Origin of the sequence: Streptomyces turgidiscabies Car8, assembly GCF_000331005.1 — a bacterium.
GTDB lineage: Bacteria > Actinomycetota > Actinomycetes > Streptomycetales > Streptomycetaceae > Streptomyces > Streptomyces turgidiscabies.
Genome location: NZ_AEJB01000569.1, coordinates 1 through 21,774, shown reverse-complemented (window position 1 = coordinate 21,774; position 21,774 = coordinate 1). Strand labels below are relative to the sequence as shown.

Sequence of the window (21,774 nt, the reverse complement as noted above, 5' to 3'; positions counted from 1 at the left end):
GCTCGTTGTCAGTGGCGTTTGGTAAGAATGCAGGTGTGAGCAGCGAGAACGGGCAGGGGAGCGGCGGGGACCGCGGGGCCGACGGGGCGCCGCCCGAGCAGCTTGCGTTGATTCGGGAAAGCGTGCGGCAGGCCAAGGTCCCGCGGGCCAAGCCGCGGACCTGGCGGGGGGCCGCGCTGGCCAGGGAGCTGCCCGTCGCGCGGGTGCTCGTCGACAAGGGTGTGCTGCATCTCGACCGGTACTTCGACTACGCCGTGCCCGAAGAACTCGACGCCGAGGCCCAGCCCGGGGTGCGCGTACGGGTCAGGTTCGGAGCCGGGCGGCATCGGGTGCGGGACGGGCGCCGTGAGGGCGGGGGGCTCATCGACGGTTTCCTCGTCGAGCGCCTCGCCGAATCCGACTACTCCGGGCCGCTGGCCGCCCTCGCACAGGTGGTGTCGCCCGAGATCGTGCTGAGCGAGGAACTGCTGTCGTTGGCCCGGACTGTCGCCGACCGGTACGCGGGCAGTCTCGCCGACGTGCTGCAACTGGCCGTCCCGCCGAGGAACGCTCGCGCCGAGAAGGCGGCCTCCCCGGCGGCCCTGCCGGTGGCCGGGGTGCCGGACGCCGGGTCCTGGGGGCGGTACGAGCGAGGGGGCGCGTTTCTCGAGGCGCTGGCCACCGGGGGGGCACCGCGTGCCGTGTGGAACGCGCTGCCCGGATCCGAGTGGAGCGAGGAGCTGGCGCGGGCCGTCGGAGCGACGCTCGCTTCCGGGCGCGGGGCGCTGGTGGTCGTGCCGGACGGGCGCGCCGTCACGCGTGTCGACGCCGCCCTGACCACTGTCCTGGGGGAGGGGCGGCACGCGGTGCTCACCGCTGATGCCGGGCCAGAGAAGCGGTACCGGGAGTGGCTCGCCGTACGGCGGGGCGCTGTACGGGCCGTGGTCGGGACCCGGGCCGCGATGTTCGCGCCCGTCCGGGATCTGGGGCTGGTCGCGATCTGGGACGACGGCGACGACAGCCACAGTGAGCCGCATGCCCCGCAGCCGCATGCCCGTGAGGTGCTGCTGCTGCGGGCCGCGCAGGACAAGTGCGCCTTTCTGCTGGGGAGTTGGAGCTGCACGGTGGAGGCCGCGCAGCTCGTCGAGAGCGGCTGGGCCCGGCCGCTGGTCGCCGGGCGGGATCAGGTGCGGGCGGCCGCCCCGCTCGTACGGACGGTGGGAGACGGGGATTTCGCGCGGGACGAGGCCGCCCGGGCGGCGCGGCTGCCGACCCTCGCCTGGCAGGCGGCGCGGGAGGGGCTGAAGCACGGGCCGGTGCTGGTGCAGGTGCCCCGGCGGGGCTACGTACCGCGGCTGGCCTGCGCCCGGTGCCGGGAACCCGCTAGGTGCCGGCACTGCGTCGGGCCGCTGGAGGCGCGGGACGCCGGGGCGCCGTGGTGCGCGTGGTGCGGGCGGGAGGAGACCGGCTGGCACTGCCCGGAGTGCGGGGGGTTCCGGCTGCGGGCGCAGGTCGTCGGCGCGCGGCGGACGGCCGAGGAACTGGGGCGGGCGTTTCCGGCCGTGCCGGTGCGGACGTCCGGGCGTGAGCATGTGCTCGACACGGTGCCGGGGGCGCCCGCGCTGGTTGTCAGCACGCCGGGCGCCGAGCCCGTCGCCGAGGGCGGATACGCGGCTGCCCTGCTGCTGGACGGCTGGGCCATGCTCGGGCGGCCCGATCTGCGGGCCGGGGAGGACGCGCTGCGGCGGTGGATGGCGGCTGCGGCGCTGGTCCGGGGGCAGGGCGTGCGCGGGGAGGGGGCGCCAGGGGGGACGGTCGTCGTGGTCGCCGAGCCCACCCTGCGGCCGGTGCAGGCGCTGGTGCGGTGGGATCCCGTCGGGCATGCCGTGCGGGAGCTCGCGGAGCGCGCCGAGCTGGGGTTTCCGCCGGTGTCCCGGATGGCGTCCGTCGCCGGGACCGCGGAGGCCGTCGCCGGGTTCCTCGCCGGGGCCGAACTCCCAGGAGACGCCGAGGTGTTGGGGCCGGTTCCGTTGCCCGTGACGGCGGCGGGGCGGCCCCGGCGGACAGGGGCGCCGCCGCCCGGGGAGCAGTGGGAGCGGGCGTTGGTCCGGGTCCCGCCGGGCAGCGGGGCCGCGCTGGCCGCAGCGCTGAAGGCGGCCCAGGCCGCGCGGATGGCTCGGGCGGGGCGGGGTGGGGAGGCGAGCGTGTGGGTGCGGATCGATCCGCCCGACATCGGGTGAGGGCTGGGCGCAAGGGCACTGGATACGGGTGGGGCTGGTGCAGGGTGGGTCCCGGCGTGAGGTGGGGGCAGGGGGCAGGGGGCAGACAGGACGGGCGGGGGTTGTGTTCGGAGAGCGGGGTGGGACTGGCGTAGGGCCGGGGCATCGCCCCGGCGAGGAGGGGCCGGGGGCTGGGTGGACCGGACGGGAGTTGAGGTCGGGCGACGGGGTGGGACCGGCGTACGGGCGGGCCCGGAGACGGGTGGGCGTGCTTCTGCGCTGCGTGCGGCGAGGCTTGGAGTGCGGTGGTGGCCGTGCCGTGTGATGGGGGCTGGGCGGACGGGCGCGGGCATGCCTCTGTCCTACGCGTGGTGGGGGCGGCGTGCGGTGGTTACCGGGACTCGTCACGGGGGCTGACCGGAAAGGCGTGGGGCGGGCATGCCTCTGCCCTCCCGGGTGGGTGTGGGAGGGCAGAGGGTGGGGTGGGCGGTGGTTCTGGTCAGCCGTTGCGCGGGCCGGGGAAGGCCGTGGGCCTCGCTTCGTCGCGGAGGGTGGGGCTGCCTGCCGTCGGCTGGGTCGGCATCGAGCGGGCTGCGGGGACCGTCGGCACCGTGGGCATGACGGTGCCGACCCCGCCGACCGTCCCGACACCCACCGTGCGGGTCGTCGCGGTCTCCGTGGCGCGCTCGGCGTCGGCCGCCGCCTGTGCGGCGGCGCGGCGGGCACCGTAACGGCGGTGGACGGCCTGCTTGGTGACCCCGAGCGCCGAGCCCACCGCGTCCCACGAGAAGCCGAGTGAGCGGTCGAAGTCCACGGCGGCCGTGACCAGGGTTTCGACGCTGTCCCGCAGTTCCTGGGCGAGGCGGACGGTCGGAGCGGGGGCCCGCCCGTAGACGACGAAGCCCGTGGAGGGGCCGGAGCGGCGCGGGCGGTAGACGTTGCCCAACTGGGCGGTGAGGGTGCGCAGTGCGTCCACCTGCCGGCGGACCCGCTCGATGTCCCGCACCAGCAAGTGCAGGCTGGCCCGAGCCTGGGCGTCGTGGGTTGCGTGGTCGGCCATGAACAAGCCTCTCGAACCGGCGTTGAAAGGGATCGGGCCGCGCGATGTGCGGCTCGTTGTGGTCAACCCTTCTGGTCAACTCTTTCTTGACCAACGCGATTTTGCGTGAGTGGTCACGGTGCGGGGGCGTAGGGGCATATGCGTACGCCCCCCCTGGAGTGCGGTCATAGACTGGTGCGCTGCCCGCAGAATCCCGTCCGAGAGGCCCACGCCCACCCATGAGGCTTGTCTTCGCTGGTACCCCTGAGGTCGCCGTTCCCGCTCTGGATGCCCTGATCGGGTCGGAACGGCATGAAGTGGTCGCCGTCGTCACGCGGCCCGACGCGCCCGCCGGGCGGGGACGCAGGCTGGTCGCCAGTCCCGTGGCCCAGCGGGCCGAGGAGGCCGGGATCGAGGTGCTGAAGCCCGCCAGGCCCAGGGACGAGGAGTTCCTCGCGAGGCTCCGGGAGATCGGGCCCGACTGCTGTCCCGTTGTCGCGTACGGGGCCCTGCTGCCCCGCGTCGCCCTCGACATCCCCGCCCACGGCTGGGTCAACCTGCACTTCTCGCTGCTGCCCGCCTGGCGTGGTGCCGCGCCCGTGCAGCACTCCGTCATGGCCGGCGACGAGATCACCGGTGCCTCCACCTTCCTCATCGAGGAGGGCCTCGACTCCGGTCCCGTCTACGGCACGGTGACCGAGACGGTCCGGCCCACCGACACCAGCGGTGACCTGCTGACACGGCTCGCCTTCGCCGGCTCCGGGCTGCTGGCCGCGACCATGGACGGTATCGAGGACGGCACCCTGAAGGCCGTACCGCAGCCCGCCGACGGCGTCACCCTCGCGCCGAAGATCAGCGTCGAGGACGCCCACGTCGACTGGTCCGTGCCCGCTCTGCGGGCCGACCGGGTCGTGCGCGGGTGCACCCCCGCACCCGGCGCCTGGACCGTGTTCCGGGGCGAACGGCTCAAGCTCATCCATGTCACGCCCGTGCCCGAGCGCACCGATCTCGCTCCCGGAGTGCTCTCCGTCGGCAAGAACAACGTGTACGTGGGCACCGGGTCGTACGCCGTCGAGCTGCTGTGGGTGCAGGCGCAGGGGAAGAAGCCGATGCGCGCCGCCGACTGGGCGCGAGGCGTGCGGATCGCCGACGGCGAGGTGCTCGGAGCCTGAGCCTTCGTCCGGCCCGTGCCCGTAGCGGTACCGCGAGATTCGGGCCGGCCGGACACGACGTACGCTGGAAACCGCACCCCTTTTCCCATATCCGGAGCACCTTTTTCGTGAGCGAGCAGCCTCGTCGGCCCCACAAGCCCGGCAAGCCCTACCGTCGGCCCCAGAAGGACCCCGTCCGCATCCTCGCCTTCGAGGCGCTGCGAGCCGTGGACGAGCGGGACGCGTACGCCAACCTGGTGCTGCCGCCGCTTCTTCGTGCGGCCCGCGCGAAGGGGGACTTCGACGGGCGGGACGCGGCTCTCGCCACCGAGCTGGTGTACGGGACGCTGCGGCGTCAGGGGACCTATGACGCCGTCATCGGCGCGTGTGTCGACCGGCCGCTGCGCGAGGTCGACCCGCCGGTGCTCGATGTGCTGAGCCTTGGCGTGCACCAGCTGCTCGGGACCCGCATCCCGACGCACGCCGCCGTGTCCGCCTCCGTCGAACTGGCCCGGGTCGTCCTCGGCGACGGACGGGCCAAGTTCGTGAACGCCGTGCTGCGCAAGGTCGCCCAGCACGATCTGGACGCCTGGATCGAGCGGGTCGCGCCGCCCTACGACGACGATCCCGAGGACCATCTCGCCGTCGTGCACTCACATCCCCGGTGGGTCGTCTCCGCGCTGTGGGATTCGCTGGGGGGCGGGCGCGCCGGCATCGAGGAACTGCTCGCCGCCGACAACGAACGGCCCGAGGTCACCCTGGTCGCCCGGCCCGGGCGGGGCACCACCGAGGAGCTGCTCCACGAGGAGGCCGCGGTGCCGGGGCGCTGGTCGCCGTACGCCGTGCGCCTCGCCGAAGGCGGGGAACCCGGGGCCATCGAGGCCGTACGGGAGGGGCGCGCGGGTGTGCAGGACGAGGGCAGTCAGCTCGTCGCGCTCGCCCTGGCCAATGCTCCGGTCGACGGGCCCGACAAGGCCTGGCTCGACGGGTGTGCCGGGCCCGGCGGCAAGGCGTCGCTGCTCGCGGCTCTCGCCGCGCAGCGGGGTGCGTCGCTGCTCGCCTCCGAGAAGCAGCCGCACCGGGCGGGGCTGGTCGCGAAGGCGCTGGCCGGCAATCCCGGCCCCTACCAGGTCGTCGTCGGGGACGGGACCCGGCCGCCGTGGCGGGCCGGCAGTTTCGACCGCGTACTGATGGACGTGCCGTGCACCGGGCTCGGGGCGCTCCGCAGGCGTCCCGAGGCGCGCTGGCGGCGACGCCCGGAGGACCTGGAGGGTTTCGCGCCGCTCCAGCGCGCGCTGCTGACCACCGCCCTGGAGTCGGTCCGGGTCGGCGGGATCGTCGGCTACGCCACCTGCTCGCCGCACCTGGCCGAGACCCGGGCGGTTGTCGACGACGTGCTCAAGCAGCACCCGCACGCCGAACTCGTCGACGCCCGGCCGCTGTTCGAGGGCGTGACCGACCTCGGTGACGGCCCCGACGTACAGCTGTGGCCGCATCTGCACGGGACCGACGCCATGTATCTGGCCCTGATCCGCCGGACCGGGTGACCGCCGGTCGTTGGTCGTCGGTGCGTCGGACGACCTGAGGTTTGCTCATTCGGGCGGGGCGGGACGGAACCGGCGCCTCGGCGATGAAGCGGTCGTCGCCGATGTACCGACCGGTCGGCAGCGACAGAGTCCCCTCCGTTTCGCCCCCGCAGGGCCCGACGGTCAGGTTTTGGCGGCCCCGGGTACGCCGTCCTCCCGCGCGCGTCGGTGTGGCCACCAGACCATCGGGCCCACGTCCAGGAACAGCGCCGGGACCAGCACGGACCGGACCACCAGGGTGTCCAGGACCACGCCCAGGGCCACCGCGAAGCCGATCTCCGCGAACGCCACCATGGGCAGCGTGCCCAGGGCCGCGAACGTGCCTGCCAGGACAAGGCCCGCAGAGGTGATGACCGCGCCGGTCGTCGACAAGCCCGTCACCACGCCCTTGCGGGTGCCCTGGCGAGCCGCCTCCTCACGGATACGGGTGGTCAGGAAGATGTTGTAGTCGATGCCCAGCGCCACCAGGAAGACGAAGACGAACAGCGGGAAGTCCGTCGACTCACCCGCGTAGTCGAACAGGTGACGGAAGGCGAGGGCGCTGATGCCCAGGGCCGCCGCGAAGGACAGCACCACCGTGCCGATCAGCAGCAGCGGGGCGATCAGTGCCCGGAGCAGGGCACAGAGGATCAGCAGGACCACTCCCAGGACCAGCGGGATGATCAGCAGATTGTCGTGCGTCGTCGCTCTGTCCATGTCCAGCAGCGCCGCCGTACCGCCGCCCACCTGCGCGTCCGCGTCCGGCACCGCGTGCACGGCGTCCCGGACCCGCTCCACGGTCTGTTTCGCGGCCTCGCTGTCCGCGGGGGCGGTCATCGTGGCCTCGAACAGCACCTTGCCCTCGGAAAACGGCCTCGTGCCCGGAGGCAGGCCGAGGGAGTCGGGGACCACCCCCCGCGTCCCGGCGACCGCCCGGCGGACCTCCTGGGCCTGTGCCTGGTCGCTGATGACGACGAGCGGATCGCCGCTGCCCGCCGGGAAGTAGCGTGCGGACACCTCCTGGCCGACGATCGAGTCCGGTTTGTCGGTGAACGCGTCGGCGTTGCTCAGCCCCTCGGCGCGCAGTTGCATCAGGCCGAACGAGCACGCGATCAGGGCCGCCGCCGTGATGCCCCAGATCATGCGCGGGCGAACGGAGATGCGCCGGCCCATGCGGGCCCACAGGCCGCGTTCGGTCGGGTCGGGCGACCCGTTGTGCGGAATCACCGGCCAGAAGATCCACCGGCCGCAGATCACCAGCAGGGCGGGGAAGAGCGTCATCATGGCCAGCAGGGCCACCGCCACCCCGATCGCCGCCACCGGGCCCAGGCCGCTGGTCGAGTTCATCTCGGCGGCCAACAGCACCAGCATGCCGAGCACGACCGTCGCCCCCGACGCGAAAACGGCGGGGCCCGCGCGATGCAGGGCGAGCGCCATCGCCTCGTGGCGGTCCTCGTGTCGGCGCAGCTCCTCCCGGTAGCGGGCGACCAGGAGCAGGGCGTAGTCCGTCCCCGCACCGAACACCAGCACGGTGAGAATGCCCGCGCTCTGGCCGTTCACCGTCAAACCCGCGTGCTGGGCGAGGAAGTAGATCAGCGCCTGCGCGGTGAACAGGGCCGCGACCACTCCCAGCAGGGGGACGAGGATCAGGGTGGGGCTGCGATAGGTGAGCAGCAGCATCACGATGACGACGGCCATCGCCGAGACCAGCAGCGTGGAGTCGATGCCTTCGAAGGCCTTGGAGAAGTCCGCCGACGTACCGCCGGGGCCCGTGATGTGCACGGCCATCCCGGCCGCACCGGTTCCGGCGGCGGCCCTGATGGAGTCGACGGCCGGCGCGATCCGCTCCCAGCCCTTCTCGTCCATCGTGATGGGTACGAGGACCTGCGCGGCCCGTGGATCGGTGGCTCGGTCGAACACCGGGCCCCGGGTCTCCGCGCCCCGGATGCCGTGGTCCCGCAGCTTCTTCAGCTCGCCGGTGGCTTCGGTGATCCGGGCCCGGTCCGCAGCCGTGAGGCCGCTCTCGCGCGCGTAGACGACGATCGCGGGGATCTGCTCGGGCCTGAAGTCTTCGGAGAGATGGAGGACCTGGGTGGATTCGGCGGACCCCGGCAACCAGGAGGCGGCGTCGTTGTCCTGCGCGTCGGTGAGCTTCTGGGCGAAGGGCCCGACCAGCACGAGCAGCACCAGCCACAGGGCCAGCACCAGCCACTTGGCCCGCCGCCCGCAGACGAGGTACGCGGTCCTACGGTTCCCGTTCATACCCACCTCGACCGGTCCGGGTAAGGGGCGCGGGGCGGTGACACGTGCGGCTGCGCCGCGTGGGCGCGAGTGACCGCGGACGACCCGCAGGTTGCTGACCACCCTTGCCAGGACGGACCCGCACGCGCAACCCCCGGCGGGCATGGCAGTCTGGGGGCATGGCCGCGCAGATCAACCCCAGTATCCTGTCCGCCGACTTCGCCCGACTCGCCGAGGAGGCGAAGGCGGTCGAAGGGGCCGACTGGCTTCACGTCGATGTGATGGACAACCATTTCGTACCGAACCTCACGCTCGGTGTGCCGGTCGTAGAGTCCCTCGCGCGGGCGACGGACACCCCGCTGGACTGCCACCTGATGATCGAGGACCCCGATCGATGGGCGCCGCAGTACGTGGAAGCGGGGGCGGGTTCCGTCACCTTCCACGTCGAGGCCGCCGCCGCTCCGGTGCGGCTCGCCCGCGAGATCCGGGCGAAGGGCGCCCGGGCCTCCATGGCCCTCAAGCCCGCGACTCCGATCGAGCCGTACGAGGACCTGCTGCCCGAACTGGACATGTTGCTGATCATGACGGTCGAGCCGGGTTTCGGCGGCCAGGCCTTTCTCGACATCATGCTCCCCAAGATTCGCCGCACCCGCGAGTTGATCAGCAAGCACGGTCTTGAGCTGTGGCTCCAGGTCGACGGGGGCGTCGCCGCCTCGACCATCGAGCGCTGCGCCGAGGCCGGCGCCGATGTCTTCGTCGCCGGATCGGCGGTGTACGGCGCCGCGGACCCGGCCGAGGCGGTACGTGCACTGCGCACCCAGGCGCTGGCGGCGACCGCCGGTGCGTCCTGGGCGTGCGGCCACTGAGCCAAGGGAACGTGAACGACGTACTTCTGGGCAGATCAAGCACTCGGGATCTGACAGGATGAACGGCGAATCCAGAATGTGAACAGCAGTGATGTGAAAAGCAGCGAAGTGAAGAGCAGTGAGGAGATCGTCGTGTCGGGTATGTCGGCGGGCCGGTCAGCAATGCGGATGGGGCCCGCTGAGCTGGTGCAGGCGGCGGCCATGGCCCGCCGTTTCTACCTTGAGGGCAAGTCCAAGATCCAGATCGCCGAGGAGTTCGGCGTGAGCCGCTTCAAGGTGGCCAGGGTCCTGGAGACCGCTCTCGAACGGGATCTGGTGCGGATCGAGATCCGTGTCCCGGCCGAACTGGACGCCGAGCGCTCGGACGCGCTGCGCGCCCGGTACGGCCTCAGGCACGCGGTCGTGGTCGAGTCCCCGGCCGATGCGGAGGAGTCGCCCGATCCCGAGAACCTCGGTGAGGTGGCCGCCGATCTGCTCGGCGAACTGGTGAACGAAGGCGATGTCCTGGGCCTCGCCTGGGGCCGGTCCACCATCCACATGGCGGCGGCCCTCGACCGGCTGCCGCCCTGCACGGTGGTCCAGTTGACGGGTGTGTACGACGCAGGAACCGCCGAGCGCGGCTCCGTCGAGGCGGTCCGCCGCGCGGCCCAGGTGTCCGGCGGCGACGCCCACCCGATCTACGCGCCGATGCTGCTGCCCGACGCGGCGACCGCCGCCGCACTGCGCAGCCAGACCGGGATCGCGCGGGCCTTCGAGTACTTCGACAAGGTCACGGTCGCCTGCGTCTCCATCGGTTCCTGGGAGGCCGGTATCTCGACGGTGCACGACATGCTCAGCGACGAGGAACGCAGCCACTACGCGTCCCTGGGTGTCGCCGCCGAGATGTCCGCGCACCTCTTCGACACCGAGGGGCGCCGGGTCGGCCGTGACCTCGGCGAACGGTGCATCACCGTCAAGACGGACCAGCTGCGCCGGGTTCCCGAGGTCGTCGCGATCGCGGGCGGACAGCGCAAGGCCGCGGCGATCGACGCGGTGCTGCGGTCCGGGCTGGTCACCAGCCTGGTCACGGACACCTCGGCCGCGGACTACCTGATGACGGCGGGCCCGACGCCGAAGCCGGCGCTCAACAGGGCGGACCCGGACGGGATCTGACGACCTGCCGGTGCCCGGGTTCCCTTCGGGGGCCCGGGCACCGCTCTGTTCAGGCTCTGTCCAGGGGGCGCGTACGGGGACTCGGCGGCCCTCAGTCGTGCTCCTCGCCGTCTCCGCCCTCCGCGTCGACGTGCGGCAGTATCCGGTCGAGCCAGCCGGGCGTCCACCAGGCGTGGGCGCCCAGCAGGGTCATGACGGCCGGCACCAGCAGCAGTCGTACGACCGTCGCGTCGATGAGCACACTCACGGCCAGGCCCAGGCCGAGCATCTTCACCACCACGTTGTCGCTCACGACGAACGCGGCGAAGACGCTCACCATGATCAGGGCCGCGCAGGTGATCACCCGGGCGGTGATCTCCAGGGCGTGGGCCACGGACGCCCGCGCGTCGCCGGTGCGCAGCCAGGCCTCGTGGACGCGGGAGAGCAGGAAGATCTCGTAGTCCATGCTGAGCCCGAAGATGATGGCGAACATCATCATCGGCACATAGCTCTCGATGGGCACCTTGCCGGTCACGCCCAGCGCGGGCCCGCCCCAGCCCCACTGGAAGACGGCCACGACGACGCCGTACGAGGCCGCGATCGACAGGACGTTGAGGACGGCCGCCTTCAGCGCCACCAGGAGGCCCCGGAAGACGGCCAGGATGATCAGGAAGGCGAGGGCGACGACCACGCCGATGATCAGCGGGAGGCGGCTCGCGACGATGTCACGGAAGTCGACCTGGGCGGCCGTCGTGCCGGTCACATAGCCGTGCGCCGCCGTGCCGGAGACGGCGCCGGGCAGGGTGTCGTCGACGAGGCGGTTCGTCAGGTCGGTGGTCGTCTCGCTCTGCGGTGCCGCCTTGGAGTAGACCGTGCCGACCAGGACATCCCCGTCCTTCGTCGCGGTGAGGGGAGTGACGGTGGCCGCGCCCGGTACGTCCGTCAGGGCCTTGGACGCCTTCGAGGCGAGCGCCGAGCGCTGGTCGGAGGGCACCTTCGTCTGGTCGATGACGACCGTCAGCGGGCCGTTGGAGCCGGGCCCGAACGACTGGGCCATGATGTCGTACGCCCGCCGGTCCGTGAACGACTTCGGATCGGCGCCGTCCCCGATGTGGCCGAGCTGAATGGACAGCACCGGGATCGCCAGCACCAGCACCGTGAGGACCCCGCCCGCCAGGAACCACCAGGGGCGCCGCTCGACGCGCTGCGCGTAGCGGTGCCAGGTGCCGTGCCCCTCGGCCTCGTCGGCATCGGCGGCGGCCTCGGCGATCGGGCGGCGCACCCGGTAGCGGTCGATACGGTGGCCGATGAGCCCCAGCAGGGCCGGCACCAGGGTGAGGGCGCCCACGACCGCGGAGACCACCGTCACGGCCGCGGCGACGCCCAGTTTGGCGATGAAGCCGACCCCGGACACGGACAGGCCGGCGAGCGCGACGATCACCGTGCACCCGGAGACCAGGACGGCCCGCCCGCTGGTGGCGGTGGCGCGGCCGGCCGCCCGTACCGGATCGTCGCCGTCCATGAGGTTCTGCCGGTGCCGGGTGATGAGGAACAGGGCGTAGTCGATGCCGACGCCCAGGCCGATCATCGTGGCCAGCGTGGGGGAGACGGTGGCGAAGGTGAACGCCGCCGCGAGCAGCCCGAGGCAGGCCAGTCCGCCGATCACGCTGATCAGCGCGGTCAGCAGGGGGATGCCGGCGGCGAGCACGCTGCCGAAGCCGACCAGCAGGACGACGATCGCCACCGCGAACCCGATCAGCTCACTGATCCGGTCGTCGGCGACGGGCCGGGCCAGCTCGCCCAGCGGTCCGCCGTACTCGACCTGCACTCCGGCCGCCCGCAGCGGTTTCACCGAGTTGTCGACGCCGTCGAGGTAGTCGTCGTCGAGGGTGGACGGCTGGACGTCGAAGCGGATGGTGACGTAGCCGGTCTTCGCGTCGCCGGAGAGCGGTCCGACGGTCTGCTTGCCGGCGGGCTGGGAGCCGGGCGGTGGCAGCGGGTTCTGGACGGACAGGACGTGCGGGAGTTTCTGCAGGTCGGCGACGGTCTGCGACATCTGTGTGGAGACCGAGGTCAGGGGCTTGGCCGAGTCCCGCAGGACGATCTGGCTGCCGTACCCGCCGGCCGCCGGATCGTGCTTCTTCAGTACGTCGAGGCCCTGCTGCGACTGGACTCCGGGCAGGGAGAAGTTGTCGGAGTACTCACCGCCGAAGGAACGGTTGAGTACCTGGAGCGCGGCGAGCGCGATCAGCCAGGCCACGATGACGATCACGAAGTGCCGGGCACACCACTCGCCCAGCCGGCGCAGTCTCCCGCGCGGGTTCTTGCCGTCCCCCGGTGCTGGTACTGGTACTGGCGTTGCTGTCGACGATGACATGCGCGGCTCCCGCCGACGACTGGCCGGTCCTCTTCATTGAACGACCCGCTGATCGACATGTCCTGTTGGGAGGCTGCCGCCCGGGTCCTCGCCAAGGTTGTCGCCCGGGTCCTCGTTGTCATGGGGCGGCCGGTGGGATCTACTACAGCGATGATCACTTCGACCTTTCGCGACTCCGCACGGCGGTACTGAGATGACCGACCCGCTCGCCCCGGTGTTCGCGGGCACCGCGCCCGCCGGTGTCCTGTCCTGGCCCGCCGCCCTGCCGGCACAGCGAGCGCTCGACGGCGCCCGCACGGCCGGCTGGGAGGCCGTCGACCTCGATCTCACCGGCGTCTCGGACAAGACCGGGCTGATGACGGCCTGTGCCACCGCGATGCGGTTCCCGGACCGGTTCGGCGCGAACTGGGACGCGCTGGCGGACTGCCTCGGCGACCTGGAGTGGTGGCCCGCGAGCCGGGGCCGGCTCCTCCTCGTCCGGAACTGGCAGGAGTACGCGGCGGCCCGGCCCGAGGAGTGGAACACCCTCCAGGAGATCTTCGCCGACGCCGCCGCGAGCTGGCGGGAGACGGAGACGGGGCTGGCGGTGGTGATGGTGCTCGCCTGACCTCTCCGGCCGGTGGTCCGCCGGAGGATGCCACCAGCCGCCCCGCGATCCGTCTGGACGATCCGACCAGGCGGTTTCAGGTCACGGGCATGGGACAATGAGGTACGTGCTCTTCCCCCTGGCTGTCCTGTCCGGGGGCCACCTCTGATCGACCGGGATGTGCAGCACGTGCGTTTCCTCAATGACATCCAGCCTCCGTACGACCTGACGTACGACGACGTCTTCATGGTCCCGAGCCGTTCCGCCGTGGGTTCCCGGCAGGCCGTGGACCTCAGCTCCCCGGACGGCACGGGCACGACGATCCCGCTGGTCGTCGCCAACATGACCGCCATCGCGGGCCGCCGGATGGCCGAGACGGTCGCCCGGCGCGGCGGGCTGGTCGTCATCCCGCAGGACATCCCGATCGAGGTCGTCACCGAGGTCGTCTCCTGGGTGAAGAGCCGGCACCTCGTGCTCGACACGCCGATCGTGCTCGCCCCCCACCAGACCGTCGCCGACGCCCTCGCCCTGCTGCCCAAGCGGGCGCACAACGCGGGAGTGGTCGTCGATGACGGGCAGCGGCCGGTCGGTGTGGTCACCGACGCCGACCTGTCCGGGGTGGACCGCTTCACCCAGCTCTCCGAGGTCATGTCGAAGGACCTGCTGCTCCTCGACGCGGACATCGACCCGGGCGAGGCCTTCAACCGCCTCGACGGCGCCAACCGCCGGTACGCGCCCGCCGTCGACGCCGACGGCAGGCTCGCCGGCATCCTCACCCGCAAGGGGGCCCTCCGTGCCACCCTCTACACGCCGGCCACGGATGTGAACGGGAAGCTGCGGATCGCCGCCGCCGTCGGCATCAACGGCGATGTGGCCGGAAAGGCACAGCAGCTGCTCGACGCGGGCGTCGACACCCTCGTCATCGACACCGCCCACGGCCACCAGGAGTCGATGCTCAACGCCGTCAAACTGGTCCGCGACCTCGACCCGGACGTCCCGATCGTCGCCGGCAACATCGTGGCCGCCGAGGGCGTCAAGGACCTGATCGAGGCGGGCGCCGACATCATCAAGGTCGGCGTCGGACCGGGCGCCATGTGCACCACCCGCATGATGACGGGCGTGGGCCGGCCGCAGTTCTCCGCGGTCCTGGAGTGCGCGGCCGAGGCGAAGAAGTACGGCAAGCACGTGTGGGCGGACGGCGGGGTACGCCACCCCCGCGACGTCGCGATGGCGCTGGCCGCCGGTGCGTCCAACGTCATGGTCGGCTCCTGGTTCGCGGGGACGTACGAGTCCCCGGGCGACCTGCAGCAGGACGCCGCCGGGCACCTCTACAAGGAGTCGTTCGGCATGGCGTCGGCGCGTGCGGTACGCAACCGTACGTCGGAGGAGTCGGCGTACGACCGGGCCCGCAAGGCGCTGTTCGAGGAGGGCATCTCGACGTCCCGGATGTTCCTCGACCCGGCCCGTCCGGGCGTCGAGGACCTGATCGACTCGATCATCGCGGGCGTTCGCTCCTCCTGCACCTACGCCGGCGCCAACTCCCTCGAGGAGTTCGCCCAGAAGGCCATCGTGGGCGTCCAGAGCGCGGCCGGTTACGCGGAGGGCAAGCCGCTCCACGCCAGCTGGGGCTGACGCGGCCGTGCTGAACGATCTCGACGAACGGATCGTGCGCGCCCTCGCCGAGGACGCGCGCCGCTCCTATGCGGACATCGGGCAGCTGGTCGGGCTGTCCGCGCCGGCGGTGAAGCGGCGCGTGGACCGGTTGCGGGAGAGCGGGGCGATCACCGGGTTCACCGTGCGGGTGGATCCGGCGGCGCTGGGGTGGGAGACGGAGGGGTTCGTCGAGATCTACTGCCGGCGGAACACCTCGCCGGAGACGATCCGGCGGGGGCTCGAGCGGTACCAGGAGGTGGTGGCCGCATCCACCGTGACGGGGGAGGCGGATGCGGTGGTGCAGGTTTTCGCCTCTGACATGCGGCACTTCGAGCGGGTGCTGGAGCGGATCGCCGGGGAGCCGTTCGTGGAGCGGACGAAGTCCGTGTTGGTGCTGTCGCCTTTGCTGCGGAGGTTTTCTTCGGGGTCGCCTGCGTAGGGGGCTCTGAAGGGTTCGTTGGCGGGTGCGGGTTCGTTGTGGCTGGTCGCGCAGTTCCCCGCGCCCCTTGGCGGCGCTGTCCCCGACCCCGTTTACAAGTTGCCCTACTCTGCTGGCTTTCTTGCCAGGGCGTTGTTCTCGATGGAGTTGTGGACGCTGAAGCTCACCGCGTCGCCTCGGTAGCGGTCGTCGGACCATTCGACCGGGCGGCCCTCCCTTGTCGTCGTCACGCGGCGGACGCGCAGGAGGGGGCTCGTGCGGCGGATGTCCAGGAGTTCGGCGTCCTGGGCGCCGGCCGCCACCGCGTCGATGACGTGTTCGCCGTATGCGAAGACAAGACCCGTGTCCTCGAAGAGGCGTTGGGTGACCGAGGGGCAGTCCGGTTCGATGGGTTCCACGGACGGGGCGATCCAGTCGGCATAGACCGTCCGCTCCAGAAGGACCGGTTCGCCGTCCAGGCCGCGTACCCGCAGGACGTGCAACACCTTTGTCTTCTCACGGAGTTGGAGGCGTATCGCGTCCTCCGTCGTGGCCCGGCGGTACTCCTGGTGCACCACCTGGCCCGTCGCCTCCCGGCCCATCGCGCGGGCCCACTGGGCGAAGCTGCGCAGTTCCTCGAATGTCTGGCTGCGGCGGCTGGCCAGGACCACCCGCCGGGCGCCCTGGCGGGAACCGATGAGGCCCTCGGCCGTCAGGGCCGCCACCGCCTGGCGGATCGTGCCGCGGGCCACGCCGTAGTGGGCGGCGAGCTCTGTTTCCGGAGGCAGACGGCTGCCGACCGTGTACTGCTCGCGGTCGATCGCCCGGCGCAGCTCGTCGGCGATCTCCTCGTGTCGCGCCGTCATGCTTCCCCTCTGAGTTCGTGGCTGTGCACAGTGTGACCAGCGTAATCGACATCCACGCACCGTCCACGGTCGGCGAGATTGTGCAGGAAATCGGTGGCCAGGGTTTCGCCAGTGTTCACGAGGGCGATACCACCGGAAGGCGTACTGAAGTCAACTTGTTCAGACAAGTTCTCCGCACCACCTCAACCCTCGTGCGTACCCCTGGAGAGACCGTGACCGTGACCCTGCCGAGAACAGCCGTCCGTGGCGGCGCCCTCGCCGTCGTCGCCGCGCTCGCCCTGACCGCCTGCGGCGCGGCCCCCGACGACACGTCGACCACCGCGAACGGCAAGAACGCGGCCACCGCGACCTCCGCCGCCGACTTCGGCGGTCTGGCCAAGCTGGTCACCGCCGCCAAGAAGGAGGGCACGCTGCACGCCATCGCGCTGCCCCGCGACTGGGCCAACTACGGCGCTCTGATCGACGGCTTCCAGAAGAAGTACGGCATCAAGATCGAGGTCGAGAACCCCGACGGGGCAAGCCAGGACGAGATCAACGCCGTCACGTCCCGCAAGGGGCAGGACCGGGCACCCGACGTTCTCGACCTGGGCAGCTCCTTCGCGCTGAGCGCCGCCCAGCAGGGGCTGCTCGCGCCCTACAAGGTCGCCTCCTTCGCCGACATACCCGAGGGGCAGAAGGACCCGGAGGGACGCTGGTTCAACGACTACGGCGGCTACATCTCCATCGGGTGCGACGCCAAGCGCGTGAAGACCTGCCCCACATCCTTCGCCGACCTGCTGAAGCCCCAGTACAAGGGGCAGGTCGCCCTCAACGGCAATCCCACCAAGTCCGGTTCGGCCTTCGCCGGCGTCTGGGCGGCCTCGCTGGCCAGCGGCGGTTCCTTCGACGACATCCAGCCCGGCCTCGACTTCTTCGCCAAGCTGAAGAAGAACGGCAACTACACGCCCGTCGAGTCGACCCCGGCCACCGTCGAGAAGGGCGAGACGCCCATCAGCATCGACTGGGACTACCTCAACGCCGGATACGCCGACGAGTTCAAGTCCAAGGGCGTCGACTGGACGGTGTCCGTGCCCAGCGACGGCGAGTTCTCCCAGTTCTACTCCCAGGCCATCAACAAGGACGCCCCGCACCCGGCCGCCGCCCGCCTGTGGCAGGAGTACCTCTACAGCGCCGAGGGACAGAACCTCTGGCTCAAGGGCTACGCCAGGCCCGCCCTGATGACCGCCATGGAGAAGGCCGGCACCCTCGACAAGGCCGCCGCGGCCAAGCTGCCCAAGGTCTCCGGCACACCGTCCTTCCCGACCGAGGCCCAGCAGAGCAAGGCCAAGTCCGTGCTGGCCGAGGGCTGGGGCAAGGCCGTCTCCGGATGACCGCCACCCTCACGCGGGTCGACGTGGCGCCCGCCGCTTCCCTGAAGCGGCGGCGTCGCGCCCCCGGCTGGCTCGCCGTACTGCCGCTGCTCGCCTTCGTGGCGGTCGCCTTCGGGGTGCCCGCCCTGGCGATGCTGAACGGCGCCTTCACCGTCAAGAACCAGGCCACCGGCGCCACTTCGTACACCACCGCCAATCTGACCGACTCCCTCCAGGGCGCGTATCTCACGGCCCTGATCGGCAGCGTCAAGCTGTCCGCCGTGTCGGCGCTGATCGCGACCGTCCTCGGACTGCTGCTCGCCCAGGCCGTGGTGACCTCCCGCTTCCGGGCCCTGCGCGAGGCGGTGCTCACCGCCTCCGGGGTCCTCGCCAACTTCGGCGGAGTGCCGCTGGCCTTCGCCTTCGTCGCCACCCTCGGCAACTCCGGTGTGCTGACACGGCACTTCGGACTCACGGAGAAGGGCTGGAGTCTCTACAGCTTCTGGGGACTGGTGATCGTCTACCTCTACTTCCTGATTCCGCTGATGGTCCTCACGATCACACCCGCGCTCGACGGCCTGCGGTCCCAGTGGCGCGAGGCCGCGCGGAACAACGGGGCCACCAACGTCCAGTACTGGCAGCACGTCGGTCTGCCCGTGCTGCTGCCCTCGCTGCTCGGCGGGTTCGTACTCCTCTTCGGGAGTGCCTTCGCCGCGTACGCCACCGCCGCCGCCATGGTGGGCAGTTCGATCCCGCTGGTCACCCTCCAGATCGCCGACGCCATCTCCGGCAACGTGCTGGTGGGCCAGGAGAACGTGGCGCTCGCCCTCAGCCTCGACATGGTCCTGATCGCGGGCCTCGTCATGGCCGTGTACCTGCCCCTGCAACGGAGGAGCGCGCGATGGCTCGCCTGAACCTGTGGCGCGGGGTGGTTCTCACCGGCGCCGCGGTCTACTTCCTCGTCCCGCTCGCCGCCTCCGTGATCTTCACGGTCGACGTTCCGGGCGAGGGCGTCACCTTCGACGCGTACAGCCAGATCGTCGGCGCCGACGGCTTCCTCCCCGGCCTGACGCTGTCCCTCGAACTCGCCGCCGCCACCATCGCCGTGGTCCTGCTGCTGATGGTGCCCGCGATGGTCGCCCTGCGGCTCGGCGCACCCCGGCTGCGGCCGGTCGTCGAGGTGATCTGCTCGCTGCCCCTGGTGGTCCCGCCGATCGCGTTCGTCGCCGGGATCTCGACCGTCCTCAAGTGGGGGCCGGAACACCTCTCCCGTACGCCCCTGTTCCAGACCTTCGTCGCCATCCAGAACCCTGACTTCCCCGTCGTCCTCGTCCTCGCCTACGTCGTGATGGCGCTGCCCTTCGTCTACCGGGCACTGGACGCCGGGCTGCGCGCGATCGACATCCGCACATTGGTGGAGGCCGCCCGCAGTTGTGGTGCGAGCCCGGTACAGGCGCTGGTGACGGCGGTGCTGCCCAACCTGCGCGGGGCCCTGCTCAACGCCTCCTTCCTCACCCTGGCCCTGGTGCTGGGCGAGTTCACCGTGGCCCAGTTGCTCGGCTTCCAGCCGTTCGCCGTGTGGATCTACAGCGTCGGCGGCTCGCAGGCCCAGCTGTCCGTCGCCGTCTCCGTGCTCAGCCTGTTCGTCACCTGGGCCCTCCTCCTCGCGCTCGCCGGGCTCGGCGGGCGTTCCCGAACCGCCGCCGCCAAGGGATGAACCACATGACGCTCGACAAGGCCGCCACCGTCGAATTCCGGGGCCTGCGCCGGGAGTTCGGCCCGACCGTCGCCCTCGACGGACTCGACCTCGCCGTACGGCCGGGCGAACTGCTCGCGCTGCTCGGACCCTCCGGCTGCGGCAAGACCACCGCGCTGCGCATGCTCGCCGGGTTCGAACACCCCGACTCCGGCGAGGTGCTGGTCGACGGGGAGGACGTCACCCGGGTGCCTGCCCACCGCAGGGACGCCGGGATGGTCTTCCAGTCGTACAGCCTCTTCCCGCACCTCAGCGCCCTCGACAACGTGGCCTTCGGACTGCGGATGCGCAAGGTGCGTACGTCCGAACGACGCGCCCGCGCCGCCGAGTTGCTCGACGTCGTGGGCCTGGCCGACAAGGGCGCGAGTTTTCCGCACCAGCTCTCCGGCGGCCAGCAGCAGCGCGTCGCACTGGCCCGCGCCCTGGCTCTGCGTCCGCGTGTACTGCTCCTCGACGAGCCGCTGTCGGCGCTGGACGCCAAGGTACGGCTGAACCTGCGCGAGGAGATCCGCCGCCTGCAACAGGAACTCGGCATCACCACCCTGTTCGTGACGCACGATCAGGAAGAGGCCCTGTCCATGGCCGACCGGGTCGCCGTGATGCACTCCGGGCGCCTCGAACAGTGCGCCGCCCCCGCCGAGTTGTACGGTCGGCCCGCCACCGCCTTCGTCGCCGAGTTCGTCGGCACGATGAGCCGGATCCCGGGGCGGCTGGCCGCCGGCACGGTCGAGGTGCTCGGGCAGCGGCTCCCGGTCGACGGCGAGGCGCCGGCCACCGCCGAGGTCGACGTACTGGTCCGGCCCGAGGCGGTGCGCGTCGGCGCCGACCCGGCGGGCGACGCACGCGTCGTCGCCACGGCGTTCCTCGGCGCGGTCACCCGGATCACCGTACGGCTCGGGGACGGCACCGAGGTGAAGGCCGACCTGCCCGCACACGAGGCCGCCACGCTGGGCGCGGGAGCCACCGTGCGGGTGTCGCTGCCGGAGCGGCCGGTGCTGGTGGCCGAGCGCGCGAACCGCCCGTGACGAACGAGAGTTTGTGAGAGAGAGAATCGTGACCCCCCACACCCCCCGTACCTCCGACACTCCCGGAGTTCCCCAACTCCACCTCCAGGCAGCCCTGTTCGACATGGACGGCACGCTCGTCGACACCGAGCGGCTGTGGTGGGAGGCGGTGGAGCAGGTCGCCGGGAGGCCGCTGACCGTGGCGGACCAGCCCGACGTGCTCGGCCGGCCCGTCGAGCACACCGCCGACTGGCTGGCCGCCGCCACGGGAGCGGAGGCCGGCCGCCTCGCCGCCGAACTGCACCGGGAGTTCGCGGCCCGGGTCCGCACCGGCATCGTGCCCCGCCCCGGCGCCCTCGACCTGCTCGACGCGCTCGCCCGGGCCTGCATACCCACCGCCCTGGTGACCGCCTCCCCCCGGGCCGTCGCCGACACCGTGCTCGAAGCGCTCGGCGCCGCCCGCTTCGCGGTCTCCGTCACCGCCGACGACACCGAACACACCAAGCCCGCCCCCGATCCGTACCTCGCCGCCTGCCACGCCCTGGGTGTCGACCCGGCCGCCTGCGTGGCCGTCGAGGACACCGAGACCGGCGTCACCTCGGCCGAGGCGGCGGGCTGCGCGGTGCTCGCCGTCCCCTCACTCGCGCCGATCGAGGCGGCCCCCGGCCGGACGGTACTGACCAGCCTGGCCGGCGTCACCGTGGCGCAGCTCGACGCCATGGTCACCCGTGAACTCCGGGTGCTGAGCTGGAACCTCTGGCTCGGCGGCACGCAGGTCGCCGACCACCGCGAGAAGCAGCTCAAGGTGATCACCGAGACGGGCGCCGACGTCGTCGGCCTCCAGGAGACGCACGGCACCTCCGCCCAGGAACTGGCCGAAGCCCTCGGCTGGCACCACCACCAGGCCGGCCCGAACCTCGGCGTCATCAGCCGTTACCCGATCAGCGCCCGCCTGGGTGACCCGGACGTCGGCTTCTACGGGGCGACCGGGGTACGGATCCGGCTGGACGGCGGGCTGGCGGCCGACGTCTGGAGCGCCCACCTCGACTGCGCGCCCTACGGGCCGTACGACTCCCACTTCGACGGGCTCCCGGCGGCCGAGCTGGTCGCCCGTGAGAGCGGGCGGCTGGAGCAGCTGCGGGAGATCCTGCGCCGGATCAGCGACTCCGCCGCCGACGGCTCCACGCCTGTCGTGCTCGTCGGGGACTTCAACACGCCCTCGCATCTGGACTGGCCGGGGGTGGCGTGGCCGGTGACCAAGGCGGCGGAGGAGGCGGGGCTGCGGGACTCGTACCGGGAGGCCCACCCGGACGCGGTCCGGGATCCCGGTCACACCTGGTCGCCGATCCACGTCGACCACGAGGACGGGAGCGGGCGGCGCGAGCCGCAGGACCGGATCGACTTCGTGCTGCACAACGGGCGGGGGTTGCGGGTGCTGGATTCCCGGGTGGTGGTGAGTGGGGCTGTGCGGCTGTGGCCCGACGTGGCCGACAACGACTGGCCCTCCGACCATGCGGCGGTCCTGACGACGTTCGGGCTCCGGTAGAGATTTCTCCTCGCCCCCGCCGCCCCTA

The 21,774-nt window shown here is 71.8% G+C and carries 17 protein-coding genes; 13 read left to right on the top strand and 4 right to left on the bottom strand.

The features are described from left to right. Window positions 1-35 precede the first annotated feature (35 nt). Window positions 36-2,219: a primosomal protein N' gene (locus tag STRTUCAR8_RS40410; protein WP_044473729.1), complete on the top strand. Its 2,184-nt coding sequence runs from the start codon at window positions 36-38 to the stop codon at window positions 2,217-2,219. Between the two features lie 478 nt (window positions 2,220-2,697). On the opposite strand, the gene STRTUCAR8_RS40405 is transcribed toward STRTUCAR8_RS40410, so the two are convergent. After that, the gene (locus STRTUCAR8_RS40405) at window positions 2,698-3,258 is read right to left on the bottom strand and encodes a hypothetical protein (protein ID WP_044473728.1); all 561 of its coding nucleotides are present in this window, start codon (window positions 3,256-3,258) and stop codon (window positions 2,698-2,700) included. A gap of 218 nt (window positions 3,259-3,476) precedes the next feature. On the opposite strand from STRTUCAR8_RS40405, the gene fmt reads away from it, so the two are divergent. Both fmt and STRTUCAR8_RS40395 read left to right on the top strand, forming a co-directional pair. Continuing rightward, window positions 3,477-4,409, top strand: coding sequence for a methionyl-tRNA formyltransferase (fmt, locus tag STRTUCAR8_RS40400; RefSeq protein ID WP_006382169.1), 933 nt, complete (start codon window positions 3,477-3,479; stop codon window positions 4,407-4,409). A gap of 107 nt (window positions 4,410-4,516) precedes the next feature. Continuing rightward, window positions 4,517-5,935 (top strand): RsmB/NOP family class I SAM-dependent RNA methyltransferase, encoded by a 1,419-nt coding sequence (locus STRTUCAR8_RS40395; protein ID WP_006382160.1) that lies wholly within the window; start codon window positions 4,517-4,519, stop codon window positions 5,933-5,935. 162 nt (window positions 5,936-6,097) lie between these two features. Here the strand turns inward: STRTUCAR8_RS40395 and STRTUCAR8_RS40390 are convergent, their stop codons facing one another. Continuing rightward, complete coding sequence (locus STRTUCAR8_RS40390) at window positions 6,098-8,215, bottom strand: MMPL family transporter (protein WP_006382178.1); 2,118 nt, start codon at window positions 8,213-8,215, stop codon at window positions 6,098-6,100. 158 nt (window positions 8,216-8,373) lie between these two features. On the opposite strand from STRTUCAR8_RS40390, the gene rpe reads away from it, so the two are divergent. Both rpe and STRTUCAR8_RS40380 read left to right on the top strand, forming a co-directional pair. Continuing rightward, window positions 8,374-9,060 carry a ribulose-phosphate 3-epimerase gene (rpe, locus tag STRTUCAR8_RS40385; RefSeq protein ID WP_006382176.1) on the top strand — a complete coding sequence of 229 codons (687 nt, stop codon included), beginning with the start codon at window positions 8,374-8,376 and terminating at the stop codon, window positions 9,058-9,060. 108 nt (window positions 9,061-9,168) lie between these two features. Then, window positions 9,169-10,212 carry a sugar-binding transcriptional regulator gene (locus STRTUCAR8_RS40380; RefSeq protein ID WP_044473733.1) on the top strand — a complete coding sequence of 348 codons (1,044 nt, stop codon included), beginning with the start codon at window positions 9,169-9,171 and terminating at the stop codon, window positions 10,210-10,212. 91 nt (window positions 10,213-10,303) lie between these two features. Here the strand turns inward: STRTUCAR8_RS40380 and STRTUCAR8_RS40375 are convergent, their stop codons facing one another. Further along, window positions 10,304-12,568 (bottom strand): MMPL family transporter, encoded by a 2,265-nt coding sequence (locus STRTUCAR8_RS40375; RefSeq protein WP_006382161.1) that lies wholly within the window; start codon window positions 12,566-12,568, stop codon window positions 10,304-10,306. A gap of 193 nt (window positions 12,569-12,761) precedes the next feature. Here STRTUCAR8_RS40375 and STRTUCAR8_RS40370 point away from each other — a divergent pair, with 193 nt between their 5' ends. The 3 genes from STRTUCAR8_RS40370 (at window position 12,762) to STRTUCAR8_RS40360 (ending at window position 15,246) form a co-directional block, all read left to right on the top strand. Further along, entirely contained in the window at window positions 12,762-13,175 is a 414-nt protein-coding gene (locus STRTUCAR8_RS40370; protein WP_006382162.1) for a barstar family protein, read from the top strand. A gap of 168 nt (window positions 13,176-13,343) precedes the next feature. Then, on the top strand, window positions 13,344-14,786 hold the full coding sequence (locus STRTUCAR8_RS40365; protein ID WP_006382159.1) for a GuaB1 family IMP dehydrogenase-related protein: 1,443 nt from the start codon (window positions 13,344-13,346) through the stop codon (window positions 14,784-14,786). Between the two features lie 7 nt (window positions 14,787-14,793). Beyond that, window positions 14,794-15,246 carry an Lrp/AsnC family transcriptional regulator gene (locus STRTUCAR8_RS40360; protein ID WP_006382166.1) on the top strand — a complete coding sequence of 151 codons (453 nt, stop codon included), beginning with the start codon at window positions 14,794-14,796 and terminating at the stop codon, window positions 15,244-15,246. Window positions 15,247-15,350: 104 nt separating this feature from the next. On the opposite strand, the gene STRTUCAR8_RS40355 is transcribed toward STRTUCAR8_RS40360, so the two are convergent. Further along, complete coding sequence (locus tag STRTUCAR8_RS40355) at window positions 15,351-16,091, bottom strand: GntR family transcriptional regulator (protein WP_006382174.1); 741 nt, start codon at window positions 16,089-16,091, stop codon at window positions 15,351-15,353. Between the two features lie 212 nt (window positions 16,092-16,303). Here STRTUCAR8_RS40355 and STRTUCAR8_RS40350 point away from each other — a divergent pair, with 212 nt between their 5' ends. From STRTUCAR8_RS40350 to STRTUCAR8_RS40330, 5 genes are read left to right on the top strand one after another with little or no spacing between them, the layout of a single operon-like run. After that, window positions 16,304-17,461, top strand: a complete 1,158-nt coding sequence (locus tag STRTUCAR8_RS40350; protein WP_006382172.1) for an ABC transporter substrate-binding protein — start codon at window positions 16,304-16,306, stop codon at window positions 17,459-17,461. After that, window positions 17,458-18,354 (top strand): ABC transporter permease, encoded by an 897-nt coding sequence (locus STRTUCAR8_RS40345; protein ID WP_006382171.1) that lies wholly within the window; start codon window positions 17,458-17,460, stop codon window positions 18,352-18,354. The genes STRTUCAR8_RS40350 and STRTUCAR8_RS40345 overlap by 4 nt, the downstream gene beginning before the upstream one ends. Further along, window positions 18,342-19,157 carry an ABC transporter permease gene (locus tag STRTUCAR8_RS40340; RefSeq protein ID WP_006382158.1) on the top strand — a complete coding sequence of 272 codons (816 nt, stop codon included), beginning with the start codon at window positions 18,342-18,344 and terminating at the stop codon, window positions 19,155-19,157. The genes STRTUCAR8_RS40345 and STRTUCAR8_RS40340 overlap by 13 nt, the downstream gene beginning before the upstream one ends. 5 nt (window positions 19,158-19,162) lie before the next feature. After that, on the top strand, window positions 19,163-20,221 hold the full coding sequence (locus tag STRTUCAR8_RS40335; RefSeq protein ID WP_006382164.1) for an ABC transporter ATP-binding protein: 1,059 nt from the start codon (window positions 19,163-19,165) through the stop codon (window positions 20,219-20,221). Between the two features lie 28 nt (window positions 20,222-20,249). Beyond that, window positions 20,250-21,746: an HAD-IA family hydrolase gene (locus STRTUCAR8_RS40330; protein WP_006382165.1), complete on the top strand. Its 1,497-nt coding sequence runs from the start codon at window positions 20,250-20,252 to the stop codon at window positions 21,744-21,746. Window positions 21,747-21,774 lie beyond the last annotated feature (28 nt).

Coding starts and splice junctions, on each gene's coding strand:
- STRTUCAR8_RS40405 (WP_044473728.1), bottom strand. CDS start 3,258: ATGGCCGACCACGCAACCCACGACGCCCAGGCTCGGGCCAGCCTGCAC.
- fmt (WP_006382169.1), top strand. CDS start 3,477: ATGAGGCTTGTCTTCGCTGGTACCCCTGAGGTCGCCGTTCCCGCTCTG.
- STRTUCAR8_RS40390 (WP_006382178.1), bottom strand. CDS start 8,215: ATGAACGGGAACCGTAGGACCGCGTACCTCGTCTGCGGGCGGCGGGCC.
- rpe (WP_006382176.1), top strand. CDS start 8,374: ATGGCCGCGCAGATCAACCCCAGTATCCTGTCCGCCGACTTCGCCCGA.
- STRTUCAR8_RS40375 (WP_006382161.1), bottom strand. CDS start 12,568: ATGTCATCGTCGACAGCAACGCCAGTACCAGTACCAGCACCGGGGGAC.
- STRTUCAR8_RS40370 (WP_006382162.1), top strand. CDS start 12,762: ATGACCGACCCGCTCGCCCCGGTGTTCGCGGGCACCGCGCCCGCCGGT.
- STRTUCAR8_RS40355 (WP_006382174.1), bottom strand. CDS start 16,091: ATGACGGCGCGACACGAGGAGATCGCCGACGAGCTGCGCCGGGCGATC.
- STRTUCAR8_RS40345 (WP_006382171.1), top strand. CDS start 17,458: ATGACCGCCACCCTCACGCGGGTCGACGTGGCGCCCGCCGCTTCCCTG.
- STRTUCAR8_RS40340 (WP_006382158.1), top strand. CDS start 18,342: ATGGCTCGCCTGAACCTGTGGCGCGGGGTGGTTCTCACCGGCGCCGCG.
- STRTUCAR8_RS40335 (WP_006382164.1), top strand. CDS start 19,163: ATGACGCTCGACAAGGCCGCCACCGTCGAATTCCGGGGCCTGCGCCGG.